17 protein-coding genes are annotated in these 14,704 nt (G+C 65.1%); 3 read left to right on the forward strand and 14 right to left on the reverse strand.

The window, feature by feature from the left end; all coding sequences use genetic code 11:
* Positions 1-7: 7 nt before the first annotated feature.
* Positions 8-415, forward strand: a complete 408-nt coding sequence (locus QZ408_RS05645; RefSeq protein WP_292490245.1) for a hypothetical protein — start codon at positions 8-10, stop codon at positions 413-415.
* Positions 416-435: 20 nt separating this feature from the next.
* Here the strand turns inward: QZ408_RS05645 and QZ408_RS05650 are convergent, their stop codons facing one another.
* Entirely contained in the window at positions 436-870 is a 435-nt protein-coding gene (locus QZ408_RS05650) for a rhodanese-like domain-containing protein (RefSeq protein ID WP_292490246.1), read from the reverse strand.
* A 75-nt stretch (positions 871-945) separates the two neighbouring features.
* The gene (locus QZ408_RS05655) at positions 946-1,665 is read right to left on the reverse strand and encodes an ATP-binding cassette domain-containing protein (protein ID WP_292490247.1); all 720 of its coding nucleotides are present in this window, start codon (positions 1,663-1,665) and stop codon (positions 946-948) included.
* 425 nt (positions 1,666-2,090) lie between these two features.
* Between QZ408_RS05655 and QZ408_RS05660 the strand changes: the two genes are divergently transcribed.
* Positions 2,091-2,798: a DUF1614 domain-containing protein gene (locus tag QZ408_RS05660; RefSeq protein WP_292490248.1), complete on the forward strand. Its 708-nt coding sequence runs from the start codon at positions 2,091-2,093 to the stop codon at positions 2,796-2,798.
* 124 nt (positions 2,799-2,922) lie between these two features.
* On the opposite strand, the gene asnB is transcribed toward QZ408_RS05660, so the two are convergent.
* Genes asnB through QZ408_RS05710 form a run of 10 tightly spaced genes read right to left on the reverse strand, consistent with a single transcriptional unit; the run spans position 2,923 to position 12,929 of the window.
* Positions 2,923-4,734 carry an asparagine synthase (glutamine-hydrolyzing) gene (gene asnB / locus QZ408_RS05665; protein WP_292490249.1) on the reverse strand — a complete coding sequence of 604 codons (1,812 nt, stop codon included), beginning with the start codon at positions 4,732-4,734 and terminating at the stop codon, positions 2,923-2,925.
* A gap of 12 nt (positions 4,735-4,746) precedes the next feature.
* Positions 4,747-5,199: a carboxymuconolactone decarboxylase family protein gene (locus QZ408_RS05670; RefSeq protein WP_292490250.1), complete on the reverse strand. Its 453-nt coding sequence runs from the start codon at positions 5,197-5,199 to the stop codon at positions 4,747-4,749.
* A gap of 2 nt (positions 5,200-5,201) precedes the next feature.
* Positions 5,202-6,149, reverse strand: coding sequence for a methanogenesis marker 7 protein (locus tag QZ408_RS05675; RefSeq protein ID WP_292490251.1), 948 nt, complete (start codon positions 6,147-6,149; stop codon positions 5,202-5,204).
* Positions 6,146-6,730, reverse strand: a complete 585-nt coding sequence (locus QZ408_RS05680; protein ID WP_292490252.1) for a methanogenesis marker 17 protein — start codon at positions 6,728-6,730, stop codon at positions 6,146-6,148. The genes QZ408_RS05675 and QZ408_RS05680 overlap by 4 nt, the downstream gene beginning before the upstream one ends.
* Positions 6,731-7,969, reverse strand: a complete 1,239-nt coding sequence (locus QZ408_RS05685) for a methanogenesis marker 15 protein (protein ID WP_292490253.1) — start codon at positions 7,967-7,969, stop codon at positions 6,731-6,733. It lies immediately after the preceding gene.
* On the reverse strand, positions 7,966-8,418 hold the full coding sequence (locus tag QZ408_RS05690; RefSeq protein ID WP_292490254.1) for a methanogenesis marker 5 protein: 453 nt from the start codon (positions 8,416-8,418) through the stop codon (positions 7,966-7,968). Before QZ408_RS05690 ends, QZ408_RS05685 begins: the two co-directional genes overlap by 4 nt.
* A 5-nt stretch (positions 8,419-8,423) precedes the next feature.
* Entirely contained in the window at positions 8,424-8,888 is a 465-nt protein-coding gene (locus tag QZ408_RS05695) for a methanogenesis marker 6 protein (RefSeq protein ID WP_292490255.1), read from the reverse strand.
* Positions 8,889-10,418: a methanogenesis marker 3 protein gene (locus QZ408_RS05700; RefSeq protein WP_365995630.1), complete on the reverse strand. Its 1,530-nt coding sequence runs from the start codon at positions 10,416-10,418 to the stop codon at positions 8,889-8,891. It abuts the gene before it with no gap.
* Between the two features lie 7 nt (positions 10,419-10,425).
* Positions 10,426-12,039 (reverse strand): methyl coenzyme M reductase system, component A2, encoded by a 1,614-nt coding sequence (atwA, locus tag QZ408_RS05705; RefSeq protein ID WP_292490256.1) that lies wholly within the window; start codon positions 12,037-12,039, stop codon positions 10,426-10,428.
* A gap of 47 nt (positions 12,040-12,086) precedes the next feature.
* On the reverse strand, positions 12,087-12,929 hold the full coding sequence (locus tag QZ408_RS05710; protein ID WP_292490257.1) for an HAD family hydrolase: 843 nt from the start codon (positions 12,927-12,929) through the stop codon (positions 12,087-12,089).
* Positions 12,930-12,978: 49 nt separating this feature from the next.
* Here QZ408_RS05710 and QZ408_RS05715 point away from each other — a divergent pair, with 49 nt between their 5' ends.
* Positions 12,979-13,908, forward strand: coding sequence for a ribose 1,5-bisphosphate isomerase (locus tag QZ408_RS05715; protein WP_292490258.1), 930 nt, complete (start codon positions 12,979-12,981; stop codon positions 13,906-13,908).
* Between the two features lie 18 nt (positions 13,909-13,926).
* Here the strand turns inward: QZ408_RS05715 and QZ408_RS05720 are convergent, their stop codons facing one another.
* Both QZ408_RS05720 and QZ408_RS05725 read right to left on the reverse strand, forming a co-directional pair.
* On the reverse strand, positions 13,927-14,070 hold the full coding sequence (locus tag QZ408_RS05720) for a hypothetical protein (RefSeq protein ID WP_292490259.1): 144 nt from the start codon (positions 14,068-14,070) through the stop codon (positions 13,927-13,929).
* Positions 14,071-14,218: 148 nt separating this feature from the next.
* A complete protein-coding gene (locus tag QZ408_RS05725; protein WP_292490260.1) occupies positions 14,219-14,689 on the reverse strand; it encodes a hypothetical protein in 471 nt (156 codons plus the stop codon).
* Between the last annotated feature and the right edge of the window lie 15 nt (positions 14,690-14,704).

Consider the following 14,704-nt stretch of genomic DNA (forward strand, 5'->3'; position numbering starts at 1 on the left):
CTTCGCTATGAGAGGGTTGCGCAGGGATGCTGGAGCGATAGCGCGCTGGACGATACCCCTGGAGCGAGAGGGGGCCGCGACCGTCGTCCGGGACGAGGGTGACAAACCCCACGATCCCGGCCGGATCGACTACGGGATCCGCGGCAGCCCCGGCCCCGCATACCAGGCGTTGCTGGACAGGATCAGGTCCCGCCCGTGGTCGTTTCGGGCCGGCCGGATGTGCGGTAAGAGGGACAACGCCGGCGAGCCCTACTACTGCCAGCTCAGGTGCCACGACCCGCCGGGCGACGACCACTCTTGTCACCTTTCACCCGTCAGACCGTCCGGATCTCGTCCTACCGGGCCGACGCCGTCCCCACTCTGCGGTGAAGGGAGTCCTTCCCCCTCATTCGCCCCGGAACAGGTGCCCTTGTAGATGAGAGCGCCCGGTGCGGCTCATTCCCGCGTCACCGGGAGCCCGGCGGCCGTCCAGGCGCTCATCCCGCCCTCGACCTCGTAGACCTCGCGGAACCCAGCATCCCGCATCAGCTCCCGGACGGCGGCGCTCCGCCCGCCCCGCTGGCAGCAGATGACGTAGGCCCCGTTCCGGTCGAGATCCCCGAGACGCTCCGCAAAGTACCTGGAGTCGATGTTGATCGCACCCGGGATATGCCCGCCGGCGAACTCGTCCGGCCTCCTGACGTCGATGGCGGTAACCTTCGGGTCCTGCCCCATCTCTTCGATCAGGGCGGACGCCTCGGCGGGGGGTACGGTCCGGATGATCGCGCCCGGCTCTTTTGAGCCGCCGCCGGTGCAGCCGGCGATGAACACGGCCGCGACGGTGCTGCCGACGGCAAGCAGGAGCAGGAGCGGAGGATTAACCTCGATCATACATTCATGTCACGGCCGCCGGGATAAAGGAGTTTTGGTCCCCCGGGCAGCTCATCATCCCCCCGCCCGGCCGCCTCAGGCGGTATCGTCAAACCGGAGCGGCGTACCATCGATGCCTATCACCGCACAGAGGATGTCCGGCGTATCCAGGGCCACAACCTCCCGGCCGTCGACCACGGCGGCCCGGTGGCAGATCGCCCCCGCTTCTTCCAGGCTCTCGGTCGTCAGGACGATCGTCAGGTTCCGCTCCTGGTTCAGCCGCTGGAGCATATCCCAGATCTCCCGGCGGCCGGGCCCGTCCAGCCCCTTCGTCGGCTCGGCAAGAAAGAGGACGGAAGGGTGCACAAGATACGCCCGGGCGATCTCGAGACGCCGCATCATGGCGGGAGGACAGGCCGCAACCGCGGCATCCAGGCTCCCGGAGAGGTCGAAGAGCCCGATGATCTCGGCGATCCTCCTCCGCCTGACCCCGTCGCCGAGACCGTGCAGCCGTGCATGGAAGTCCAGATTCTCCCTCGCGGTCAGCGCGGGGTCGAGGACCGGTTCCGGGAGGACGATGCCCATCCTCCGCCGCACATCCCCGAGGTTCCCGAGGATCGCAAGCGGTGAGCGTTCGGCAAACTCCGGGACCGGGAAGAGCATCGTCGTGAGGATGGCAACCAGGGTCCGCCGGCCCTGGCCAGAGGTGCAGAGGATTCCCAGGATCTCTCCGCTCTTCACGTCAAACGGGATAGGGCCTCGCGCCTGAAGGCGCTCCAGGCGCCGGATCAGATCCTCAACGGTAAAGGCAGTCATGCACCTCCACACAATACGGCCAGTCAGGCAGAACTGAATCGGCTTCGACCACACATCGCCCGGGTGTCACCCGGTATTCCGGGACGGCGGCCCTCCGGCGGGATATCGCCAGGAGCTCTGCTATCAGGTTTCCGTTACCCGATTCGGGGAAGGAATTGCTCGATAATAATATTTTAACTATCCCAATATGAATATATCTATTTATAAACGGATATAAAATAGGCCGTTTAAGATTTTTATATTCCTTCAAACGTCCTTTTTGGCGTAAAACCACTCAATCGCATATTCAGGCGGGGGGAGAGGACCCGGGCCAGGGAGGCCTGCCGGCGCCGCTCCCCGGCCCGGAGGTTGGATGGCGGCCCGAAAAGGCCCGCACCGCTGGATCAAACTATTTAATATGTGGGGCCAACCGGTGTACCCGACCCATGATGAACGAGTTCCCCGCGATAGCGATCCTCCCGGTACCCTTCAGCCCGGACCAGGTCCTGATCGCTCTTGCCGTCCTCATACCGGCTCTGGTCATCTTCAACCTGCTCCTCATCAGCGAAGGGGTCTTTGAGTCGATCGGGCTCCGGTTCTACCAGGCGGTGCTGGTGACCGCGGGCGCCCTGCTCGGGAGCCTGATCAACATACCGCTCATCCCCGTCGGTGAGACCGTCATCGCGGTCAACGTGGGCGGCGCCGTCATCCCCCTCTTCGTGACCGCCGAGATGGTCGCAAGGGGCCGGGTCTCGCGCCTAAAGACCCTCGCCGCCGTCGCCGCCGTCTCGCTCGTCGCCTACGCGTTCGCAACGCCCGTCCCCGGCACCGGGATCACCATGCCGTTCTACGTCGCCCCCCTCGCCGGCGCCGCTGCAGGGCTCCTCCTCGCCCGGGGCTGCCGTGCCGCCCCCGGGCTTGCCTACGCGGGCGGGACTATGGGCACCCTCCTCGGCGCCGACATCCTCAACCTCGCAAATCCTGCAGTGCTCGCGGCGCTCGCCGGAAGCAAGGCAACGGTCCTTTCTATCGGGGGTGCGGGGATATTCGACGGCATCTTCATCACCGGCGTCCTCTCGGTCCTGCTCGCCGCCTACGCGGGAAGACGCCTGCGGGAGGCGGCGGGAGTCTGCCCCCAGGAGCGGGGGGATTGAGGGTCCCGCCCGTGGAGGGGAACACCCGCTCAAAGGCTTCGCGGCAGCAGCGGATACTGGTGGTGCCGCACGAAAAGGAGAACCCGTCCGCCGTTCCTCGCGTGGCCCGGCCGGAAGGAGGCGATCACCGACCGTCGAATTGGCGAAGCCAGAGCTCTGCGCAGGCTATCCGCCAGAACTCGGTGGAGTAAGGGTTCTTTCCATCGAGAAACTCCCGGTAGTTCCGGAGCACCCGTTCCGCGTCCCAGTAGGGCCGGGCCGCGAACGTTGGCGATGAGAAGAGGGCAAGGATGTGGGGGCGGAGTTCGTCCTTCATCCAGGCCTCCTCGGGGGTGACGAACCCCATCTTGTCCATCCTGCACCGGACGGCGTCGGGCACCAGCCCCCGGATCGCCCGCCGGAGGACGTACTTCGTGACGCCGCAACGGATCTTCTGGTCGAGCGGGAGCCCTGCGAGGTACTCCACGAGTCGATAGTCGAGGAACGGGACCCGCGCCTCGATCGAGAACGCCATCGAGTTCCGGTCCTCCCAGTGCAGCAGGAGGGGGAGGTTCGTGGCCGTGATCTCCTGCGAGAGCACCTCGTCAAGCGAGCCCGCGTACCGGAGGACCTCCGGCGCGTCCCCCCGGAGGAGCCCCCGCCGCTTCGACCGGACCCGGGACTGGCGGGCCGCCCACGAGAAGAACGACCCGTGATGCCTCGCGCTCCCGGCGACCTCCCGGAGGGCTGCAAGCACCTCCCCCCGGCGGAGGAGCCCCCGGATATACGGCATCTGGTAGGCGATATACCCGGCAAGCTGCTCGTCGGCGCCCTGCCCGTCGAGGACGACCTTCACCTCGCTGCTCGCAAGCCGCATCACGCAGTACTGGGCGTAGATCGAGAGCGACACAAACGGCTCGTCCTGTATATACAGCAGCCTCCCGATATCCTTCCAGAGCCCCTCAGTGCTGGGAGTTACCCGGTGGCTTGCGACCCCCGTCGCCGCAACCACCGTATCGACATGCCTGCTCTCGTCGAACCGGGGATCGTCAAAACAGACCGAGAACGTCTTCTGCCGGTCGCCGACGCTCTCCGGGTGCTCGGTCCGCAGGAGAACGTTGATTAGGGCGGTGATCGTCGACGAGTCGATCCCCCCCGAGAGGCAGGTCCCGACCGGGACGTCGCTTCGGAGCCTGATCCGGACCGCGTCGGTCAGGAGGTCCCGGACCTCCCGGGCAGCAGTCTCGTCGTCGACGGCCCCTCGCCGGGCACCGTTCACCACGACATCCCAGTAACGCTCCGGTTCCCCGGTGCCCGCCCCGGAGACGATGATGAAGTGAGCCGGCGGGAGCTGGAGGATGCCGTCGTACATCGTCTCAGCGGTATGGTCCGCGACCCCCCAGGCAAGAAACGCAAGAAGCATCCGGTCGTTTGGCCTCCTCCCGACCCCGGGGTGCGCAAGGAGCGCCTTGATCTCCGAGGCAAAGAGGAACGATTCCCCGGCCGTGGTGTAGTAGAACGGCTTGACACCCAGGCGGTCCCGGGCGCAGAAGAGTTCGCGGCGCCGATCATCCCAGAGGGCGAACGCCCACATACCGTTGAACCGGGCGAGGCAGTCCCGCCCCCACTCCTCGTAGGCGTGCAGGATCACCTCCGTATCGGTCGTGGTGGCGAAGTTGTGGCCGGCGGCGATGAGCTCCTCCCGGAGCGCGGGGTAGTTATAAATCTCGCCGTTGAAGACGATCTGGAGCGACCCGTCCTCGTTTGCCATCGGCTGCCGGCCTTCGTCGGAAAGATCGATGATCGCGAGACGGCGGTGGGCGAGCCCTACCGGGCCGGAGAAGAAGTCCCCCTCGCCGTCAGGGCCGCGGTGGGAGAGCCGCTCCGCCATGGCCCGGACGAGTGCCGGATCCGCCTCCCCCCCGTTCTGGGCAACCTGCCCGGCGATCCCGCACATACCAGGACCCGATCACTCGTTCAGACAGGTCTTATCCAGGCCCGTGCCGTTGATGTCGCAGGAGGGGCAGGGGGCCGGGGTCGATCCGTTCACCACCCGGTAGGCGTCCGCAAGGACCGCGGAGTTCGCAAGCAGGCCTGCGATCAGGATCACCTCGAGGATCTCGGCCCGGGTCGCGCCTTTCGCCTTTGCCGCCTGCATATGATACTCGACGCAATGGCTGCACTTGAGCGCGGCGCCCACCGCAAGGCTGATCAGCTCGATCGTCTTCGGGTCGAGCCGGCTGGTCTCGACCACGGCGCCCTTGTAGAGCAGGTGCGAGATCAGGATCTCGGGCCGTTCTGCCATCCGCTCAAATATCAGGGGGACCCTGCCGTACTCGTTCTCGATCTCCCGGAGGAGTTCTCCTGCTATGACGTCCGACCCCCGTTCTGCAACCCTCGCAAGTATCTTCTCAAAATCCATCGCTACACCAATATCCTGGTCTCTGAGAAGGGTTTAATCCGTATCAATATGTAATTGCGCATCCGTGACGGCAGAACGTCGGCGATATCCCCGACGGTGACAGCCCCGTCGGCGGTTACCGCAAGCGACCGTATATCATCAGCGTAGAGGTCGTAGGGGAGCTTCACCCGGAGCCCCTCCATCTGGGCGGTCACCGGCGTCGGGTGCGTCAGCATGCTGACCTCAGGGAGCTGCTCCTCGATGATCGCCATCAGGCGGGGCGGGAAGACGGAGAGCGGGTCCCGTGCAAGGGCGTCCCGCCGGGCGTCCAGGGTCCGGGAGACCTCGTCCACCAGTTCGTCGAGTTTCGCGAGCTCCTCGGGGCGCTTGAACCGGTGCATGATCCTCCCCACCCCGCCGACGTAGCCCTCGACGGGCGGGTCGATGGCCCGGACCAGGGTCTCGCGGTCCGGGGCCCCGGTCACCACGATCGGCACCTGGATCCCCCGCCGGAGCACCGGAAACTTCTGCCGGATGCACTCCTCGAAACTCCCGAGCGCGTAGACGGCGAGATCGTGCTCGTTGATGACGTCCCGCTCCTCGTCGTTCAAGTTTGCTATCCGTTTCCCAAAACCTCTCGCAAGCCCGACCATGTTCGTCTTCGCGCCCGCACGCCGGAGGTACTCGGCGATATCGCAGGCGGTGTGCGGGAGATGATGGATCTCCAGGCTCGGGCTGACCACGGCGATCTCCGTCCCCACGAGGGGCGCCTCGACCACCTCGCCGGCAAGCGGTTTTGCAACCTCCCGTATCAGGTCGATGTCATCCCGCGGCACGAACGACTGGAGCACGACGTCCTGGGCCATGACGTGCTTCTGCACGATGTAGCCCCCGAGGTCGTCGATCAGGTCCATGATCTCGTCGTGCCGGTAGACGCCTCCCTTGTAGGTCACCGGCACCAGCGTCGTCACAGCGTCACCCCCATCTTTGCAAAGATCGGTCTTACCATCGCCTCCACGATATCGCCCGGCAGGGTATCCTCACTTGCCACATAGTAAAACTTCTCGTCCTTAATATACTGGCGGCGGACCTTGAACCCCTCGGGGGCGATGTACTGGAGGGCGTAGATGACATCCTTATAGAGCGTCTCGCTCGGGTCGGCGACGACCATCTGCTCGAGCTCCTCCTCCCCGGCAACCCCCGCCGGGAGGACGACGGTGAACCGGTCGGGCTGGTCGACGTTCTCCTTCCCGTAGCGGGCCCAGAGCTGCCGGAGCAGCGGTGCAAGGTAGGTCTCGTCGCCGATGTCGAGCACGATCATCTTCTCGCCGATGTTGACGTTTGCAAAGTTGCTGACCCGGATAGCCCGCGGCATGTGCCGGAGCAACCCCGCCGCGACGAAGATCGGCACCTTCGGGTCGACGTAGATGTGGAGCCGGTCGATCACCTTGATGAGATCGAGATCCTGGAGGACGTCGCCTGCTATCCGCTCGTAGGCCTCTCTCCCGACCGCATCGGGCGACTCGACCACGAAGTAGTTCAACGGGGGCATCTACTCTCCCTTGACGAATCCGGACGCGAGCAGGGCCGACCCGACCGCGCCGATGTACTGCGAGTAGGGCGGGACGACGACGTTGGTCTGCAGGAGCTGGCCCATCGCGTAGACCAGCCCCTCGATCAGCGAGGTGCCGCCCACCATGATCACCGGCTCCTTGATGTCGACCTCCTGCAGCTGCTGCTCAAAGACCTGTTCCGCAACGCTGTGGCAGGCCGCAGCCGCCACATCCTCCCGCGAGGACCCGGCGGCGAGGGCGTTCACCAGGCTCTGCGTCCCAAAGACGATGCAGTAACTGTTCATCGGGACGTTCTTGCCCATGCCCTTCATGGCAAGGGGGCCGAGTTCGGTGATGTCCACGCCGAGCCGTTTTGCGGTCATCTCCAGGAACCGGCCGCTCGCGCCGGCGCAGATCCCGCCCATCGTGAAGGTCCCCGGGATACCGTCGATCACGCTGATCGCCTTGTTGTCCATGCCGCCGATATCGATGACGGTCGCGGCACCCCGCTGGTGGCCCGCGAGGTAGACGGCGCCTTTCGAGTTTACCGTCAGTTCCTCCTGGACCAGGTCGGCGCCGAGGTGCTTGCCGATCAGGAACCGCCCGTACCCGGTCGTCCCGATCGCCTGGATATCGTCGCGAGTAAGCCCCGCCATCTCGAGCGCGTCCGCGACCGCGCTCTCGGCGCTCTTGATCACCTCGGTCGTCGGGTGCCAACCGGTGCCGACGATCTTGTTATCCTTCATCACGACCGCCTTCGTGGTGCTCGAACCCGAGTCGACGCCCATCGTGACCCCGGTCTGCTCCTCGCGGGCAAGGAGCGCTCGCCGCCGGGCGATGGTGGTCAGGGCCTCCATCCTGGTGAGGAGGGTCCCCGAAGTCGTCCGTTCGGTGAACGAGTAACTCACCACCGGCAGCCTTGAGTGTTCGGGGATGTACCGGCGGAGTTCGTTTCGGACGATCGCCGCCTCGGCGCACCGGAAACAGGTGCCGATGAAGACGCCGTCGGCGTCCACCTTCCCGTCCACGAGCGCCATACCCCGGGCGATCATCAGTTTCAGGTCGGCGCTCCGGACATCGAGGCCGAACTTCTCGACCGCCCGCTCGACGTCGGCGAGCGCGATGTCGGGGAAGAAGACCTCCGCGCCCACCGCCTCGGCGGCATCGTAGATCTCCTTCTGGACGCCGCTGTACTCCGGCCCGCAGGAGAGCTGGGCGATCCGCACCTTCCGGCTCACGCTTCACCTCCATCGTCGAGACCGGCGAGGAACTTTTTGATGGCGGCAACGAACTCGACGCCCTCTTCATCGTTTGTGGGGTACTTCAGTTCCAGGATCGGGATACCGCTCTGGCGCAGGGAGAAGAGGATCAGTTCGTCGGTGCGGGCGCACCCCATGCACCCGAACGCGAGGTCCGCGTCGGTGACGATGACCGCAGCCTCGGCCTCCTCGATGAGCGGGCCGTAGATCGCCATCCGTCCCCGGACGCCGGCCGGCACCTCGACGGCCGCGTATCTCAAGCCGCGTTTCGGCTCTTCGGGCGTGATCTGCAGGGGCGGGGAGTCAACCCCGGCGGTCTGTATCCGCTCACGGATACCTAGGGCTGCACCGAGCGGTTTGTGGCCGAACCGGGCCACAAGGTCGGAGAGGATGAGGCTCGTTGCAGGGTAGATAAACACCTTTGCCATTGTATTCAGGACTCCTCTGTCTCTATCAGTTCTTGTAACCGTTTGATATCGAGTACCGGTCTCTTCTCGCGGACGCTCGCCGGTTCCGGCACTTCCGCCTCCTCCCCCCGCCGCTCGACCTCTTCAAGGCCGCGGGTGATGTAGCGGAGGATGCGGAACTCCCGCTCGTGGCCGAGGTAGCCCGGCCTCGCCCCGCCGAGGTTCGCCCGGCAGCGCCTTGGGTCGCCGGGCGGGAACCCGCGGTCCTTGACGAAGATGTGGGTGGGGTCGAACGTGCGTATCTCGGCGATGAGCCGGTCGACGGCCTCCGGTTGGCCCGTCACCTGCAGCCCGAAACAGGTCTCCTTGATCAGGACGCCCTCGGACACCTCGTACGCCCTGAGCGCGAGCTCGCCCGGGGTCATCGCCGGCGACTCGACGAAGACATACTTCGTAACCGTGCCGGCGTAGCCCGGGGTATAAGCAGCCATTCACTTCACCTCTCTCACGTAGACTGTTGCCCCTTCACGCATCCCGGCAAGGTTCCCCGCATCGAGCACCTTCCCGATGACGTTCGTGCCCGTGAGGGGTTCTGAGGTCGGGCCGAACTCGGCGTTTGGGGTCGCCCTGATGCCGACCATGCCGGCCCCCCGTCGGGAATCGTTCGTCATCGCGAGGGTGAACGCCGGGACCTCCTCCGTCGGGGTGTTCTCCGGTATGATCCCGATCCCTTTCCCGATCTTCGGTTTGAAGAGAGTGACATCCTCAAACCGGAAGACGAGCGGCATCTTCCCGACGGCGTGGTGCTTGAGCCCGGTCGCCTCGCGGAAGATCGTGACCGACCGGGGCGCGGCCGCCTCGTCGAGGGTGATGCTGATGACGTGGTCGGCCGGCTCCGTTGCGACCCGGACCGCCCCGGCCGCGAGCACCTCAAGCGTCGTCGCCGGTGTCTGGCCGACCACCACGCGGTCCCCTCCGGCCGCATCGGCGGTGAGCGTGACCCCCCGCCGCCCGGCGACCGCCTCCGCCTCCGCAAGGGTGAAACCGACCAGGTCGAACTGTTCCGGCTCGACCCGGATGGCAAGGAGATCGCCGTCACCGGCAAACCGCACGAGCTCGATGCCGTGGACCACCCGCCCGACGACGGTGTGGGCCGGGCTTGCCGATACGCCCTGCGTGTAGATGTAGACCGCCCCCGAGGATTTTCCGGCGGTCCGAACCGTGATGGTCCCCTCAAGGCGGGGCCCGGAGAACTCCGCCGGGACCTTCGCCGGGACCAGGTGTGCATCGGCGATATGGGTGCTGCTTGAGCGGTCCACCCTGAACCGGCCGCCCTGCACGGAGAGCAGGAAGTGCTCGACGCTCCGGGCGGCCCGGGTATCGACCTCGCCGGCCTCGAACCCCTGCACCTCCGCCTCCACGTAGGAGACGACCTGCATCCCGTCTTCGAGCGCCAGCGCCGCATCACGGGTGACGACCGCGTGCGACCGGTCGGCACGCCTGAGTATCCGCTCGACCTCGATGACCCGGTCGCCTTCAGCGATGCGGTCGAGCAGCCCCCGGCCGGCGACGACCCTGCCGATGACGCCACCGTCGGCCGGGGCGCCGTAGTCGGCGGTATGCCGCATGCGTGCGAAGATCAGGTAGGACCGGGCGGGGTCGTAGCCGCCGCACCCGAGGATGACGTCGCCCCGCTCATACCGCCCCGGCGTTCGTGCGGGCCGGACGGCGGACTCAAACGGCCCGAAGGCGGCGGCGTAGCGGTCCTGCCAGTGCAGGCGGAGCCGTTCGGCAAGCCCGGGCGCAAAAAGCCGCGGGACCGTCGCCGGATCCGCCATCTCGACGACCATATCGCCCGCCGACGTGACGAACCGGACCTCCTGCGACTCGGCCGTAGCCTCCCCGAGTGCCGGGCGGATGACGGCGACGCTGCACCGCATGTCCCGTCCGGGGAGGATCTCCCCGAGCCGGGTGCCCGCCGGGACCTCGATACGTTCTCCGTCCAGGTAGATCTCCATCATCCGTACCTCAAGGAGCGCCGCCAGCCCCCATCACCCGTCGTTCATCCTCGGTGAGGTGAGCGAGCACCTCCTCCGTCGGCCCCAGCTTGATGATCTTGCCGCCCCGCATGAGCGCCACCCGGTCGCAGATGTCCCTCACAAACTCCATGTCGTGCGAGACCACGATAAACGTCTCGTCCATCTCCTCGCGGGCGTGGAGGATCGAGTGTTTCACATCGATCTTCGTGATGGGGTCCATCGTGCCGGTCGGTTCATCGAGGACGACAAGCAGGGGCTCACGGATGAGGACCTGGGCGAGTGCCACCCGGTGCTTCTCGCCCTCCGAGAGCTGGCCCGGGTAACGGTCGAGGATCTCCTTGCTCTTCTCGGGGGGGAACCCGGCCATCCCGAGGGTGATGATTGCTTTCCTCATCGCAAGTTCCTTGGGGAACTCAAGACCGATCGCGTCGGTGAGGTTGTCAAGCACCGTCCTGTGCGGGTAGAGGTCATACTCCTGGTGGAGGAGGCCGATGTAGCCTTTCGCCCGTCCCCGGCGCTCGATGCCGGGTTTGGTCATGTCGACCCAGTCGTCCCCGATCCGGACGTTCATCTCGCCGCTCGTGGGCTCGAGGATCCCGGATATGATCCGCGAGAGGGTCGTCTTGCCCGCACCGCTCTTGCCGATGATCCCGAAGATCTCCTGCTCGCCGACGTCGAAAGAGACGCCGTTGACCGCCCTGACCACACCCCGGTCGACCGAGAGGTAGCGCTTGACCACGTCGCGGGCGACCAGGATCTTCTCGCCGACCTCCGCGGGCTGGTAGCGCTCGATGTCGCTGTAGTCTTCCATGAACCGGCGGATGACCTCTTTCGGGTTTCCTATCTCTTTAATCTCCCCGTCCTCAAGCAGGATCGCCCTGTCCGCGACGTCCTCGATGACGCTTGAGAAGTGCGACGTGACCACCATCGCCATATCGTTCTTCTCTGCGCTCTCGATGAGCATCCGGTGAACGAGCGTGGCGGTCTCCGGGTCGAGCGTCCCGGTCGGTTCGTCCGCAAAGAGCATGAATGGGTTCTTCGCGAGCTGCCGGGCGAGCACCACCCGCTGCTTCTCGCCGCCGGAGAGGTCCCGGGCGATGTGCATCATCCGGTGGGAGAGCCTGACCTGGTCGATGAGGTCGGCGGCCCTGCCGACCGCCTTCTCCCCGGGGTAACCGATGTCGTCGAGTGCCCGCAGGACGTTCTCGATCACCCGGTCATCACCGTAGAGGGCGAACGTCCGCTGGAACATGATGGCGGTTCTTCGCATGATCCGCCGTTTCATCAGCGCATTCTCTTCGGCCCAGAGATCGACGTCCAGGGGCTCGAGTTCGCCCCCGCAGGCAGGGCACGGTTTTCCTGCCTCGCTCGGGACGCCGATGTGGTCGCACTTCCTGCAGGCAGCGATATGGTAGATGATCGCACCCCTTGTCGGGGGCTGGTCCACACCCCGCATGAGATGCATAAGAACGGTTTTGCCGGCCCCGCTTCTTCCGATAATGCCGACCGTTTCGCCTTCCGCAACCTCGAAATGTATATCCTTGAGTACAACGGTCCCGTTGAACTCCATGCGGAGGTCTTTCACCGTGATGAGTGGGGTCATCTTGAGTTCCTCATTAAAGTAATCTTCTCGTGGTATCTTATTAGGGTTTATATTGTTGCATTTTCCCCGGTCTCCGTGGTGTCCGCAAGGAGTTCTGCCACGATACCAGGCACCTCACTGACGTTGCGGATCACCCGGTCGGCAGTGGCATAGAGGATGTCGGGTTTCCGGTCGGACTGCTGTTCGGTGAGCACCGCGAGATCCGCCTTCCTGAATGCGTGGAGGTCGTTGATGGCATCCCCGACCATGATGACTTTGTCGTACTGCTCTTTGAGATCTTCCACGATCCGGGCCTTCATCGAGGGGGTGGCGACGCCGTAGACCCGTTCCCGGGGTATGCCGAGGTAGTCGCCCATCCGTTCGAGCTTCGCCACGCGGTCCCCGGATGCTATGTACGCGGGGACGCCCATCCGGTGCAGTTCGCTGATGGTCTCTTTCGCACCGTCAAACGGCCTCCCGCCGGTCGTCACCGTGAACTCGATCCCGGGGATATCCATGTTCAGGATCACGCCGCTGTTCATGGTGACGATCGACTCTCTCTTGCAGCAGCTCCAGACCTGCCGGATACAGGCCTGCATGTCGCCTACGCGGGCACGTCTGTCGGCGTAGAGGAGGTTTGCGACCTCTTCGGCGGGGATGACCCGCCGGGAACAGGCCACCCCGAAACCGACCGACCGCTCGAGGAAGAACGCCGAGAGGAGCTGGTCGGGTGGCGCCTCGATGACGTCGCGGGAGTGGAGGTGGAGGACGACGAGCACCCTCGCTTCGGACCCGAAGGTGATGGTCGTGGTCTCGACCTCGGTGAGCATCTCATCGTGGAGGAGATCGCGCGCTACACGGTAAGTCCGGAGGAGGGTGCCCGCACTATCAAAAACAACGGCTACCGACATCTGTTCTCACGTCAATAAGTCTATGTGGCGATCGTCTGAATGAATGATTATGTTACTGAATGAGACGGCAGCAGACATAAAGAATATGGAGATCCGGGGAGCCGGCAGGATCGCCCGGGCGGCAGTGGAGGCGCTGGCTGATTACGCCCGCAATCTGGACGTTTCCGACCCCGAGACGTTCAAGCGGGAGATGCAGGGGGCGGCCGACATCCTCACCGGGACCCGCCCGACCGCCGTCTCGCTCCCGAACGCGGTGCGGTACGTGATGCGGGCTCTCGACTCGTTTGAGTCCGTGGAGGCCGCACGGGACGCGGTCCTTGCACGGGCAGCGGAGTTCGTCGATCACTCGGAGCACGCGATCGAGCGGATAGCGGAGATCGGGGCACGTCATATCTCCGACGGCGACGTCCTCCTGACCCACTGCAACTCCGAGGCGGCGCTCGGGTGCATCCTCGAGGCGCACCGGCAGGGCAAGGAGATCGAGGTCTACGCGACGGAGGTGCGGCCGCGGGGCCAGGGGCTGATCACCATCCGGACGTTGAACGATGCCGGGATCCGGACAAACTACATCATCGACTCGGCGGTCCGCTACTTCATCAACGATGTCGACCTGGTCATCGTCGGCGCCGACGCGATCGCGGTGAACGGTGCGGTGGTCAACAAGATCGGGACCGCCCAGATTGCGCACGCCGCAGACGAGGCGAGGACGAACGTCATCGTCGCGGCAGAGACCTACAAGTTCGCGCCCCGGACCATCCTCGGCGAGAAGATCGAGATCGAGGAGCGCGACCCCGGCGAGGTGCTGCCCCGGGGGGAGGCGGAGAGACTTCCGTTCGTGCGGGTCAGGAACCCGGCCTTCGACGTGACGCCCGCAGAGTACATCGACCTGATCGTCACCGAGCGGGGGGCGATCCCGCCGGAGCTTGCGTATCTGGTCATCAGGGACTACCTGGGATGGAAGATCGAGGAACTGCGGTAGGTCGTGCTCCAGACTTTCTCAAGAGCACGCCCTGGCAGGGAGGACCGGGGTGACCGGGAGGACGAACGCTATGCCGGTGCCGGTCTTCAGCCCGGCAAACAGCATCGCGATCGCCGCGAAGGGCAGGGCCGGAAGGAAGGGCAGCACCTCCGGGTAGGGCATCCCGATGGTCCCGGTCGGTGGATCTGCTTCACCGGCAGGAGTATCGCCGTGGCGATGAGGACCGGAGAGAGGGGTGGAACGGTGCTCCTGCGGCAGGGGTCCGAAAAAACGGGTGGAGGGAAGGAGCTGCCGCCATCCCGGATAATCCCTACCGAATATCGAGGTCTCCGCGCGCCGATGCGCTGTGAGCGCCTTCATTGCACGTGAGCTCCCAGTGGTATGTACCGGGACCCTCAGGCGTGAAATCCACCGACAACGTTCCCTCCCAGTTGTTGTTGAAGATCGGGAAGTCCCATATGGATCTGGTATCCACGGTGCCGTCCGGCCCCTGCAGCCTGAATTGGGCCGTTTGTCCGATTACGTCGTTGCCGTCCTTGTATTCGCAGTACACGACGATCCGGTAGGTTGTCCCCGGGATATAGGGGCCTATGTATCTACCGGCCGACGCGGAGCAGCAGTCGGTGCCCGTGGTCTCGTCGATCAGGAGTCGGCCCCCGACAATGTTCGCGTTTTCCAGCATCAACTGCCCCTCCGCGCCGACCGGGGCAACCGCCGCGCAGACAAGGAGCAGGCCGACAAGGGCGGCAGCACATAATCCAGACCTATTTTTCTGTTTCATGTTCTTCTCACCTTC

The organism is Methanoculleus sp. 10, assembly GCF_913757945.1.
Classification (GTDB): domain Archaea; phylum Halobacteriota; class Methanomicrobia; order Methanomicrobiales; family Methanoculleaceae; genus Methanoculleus.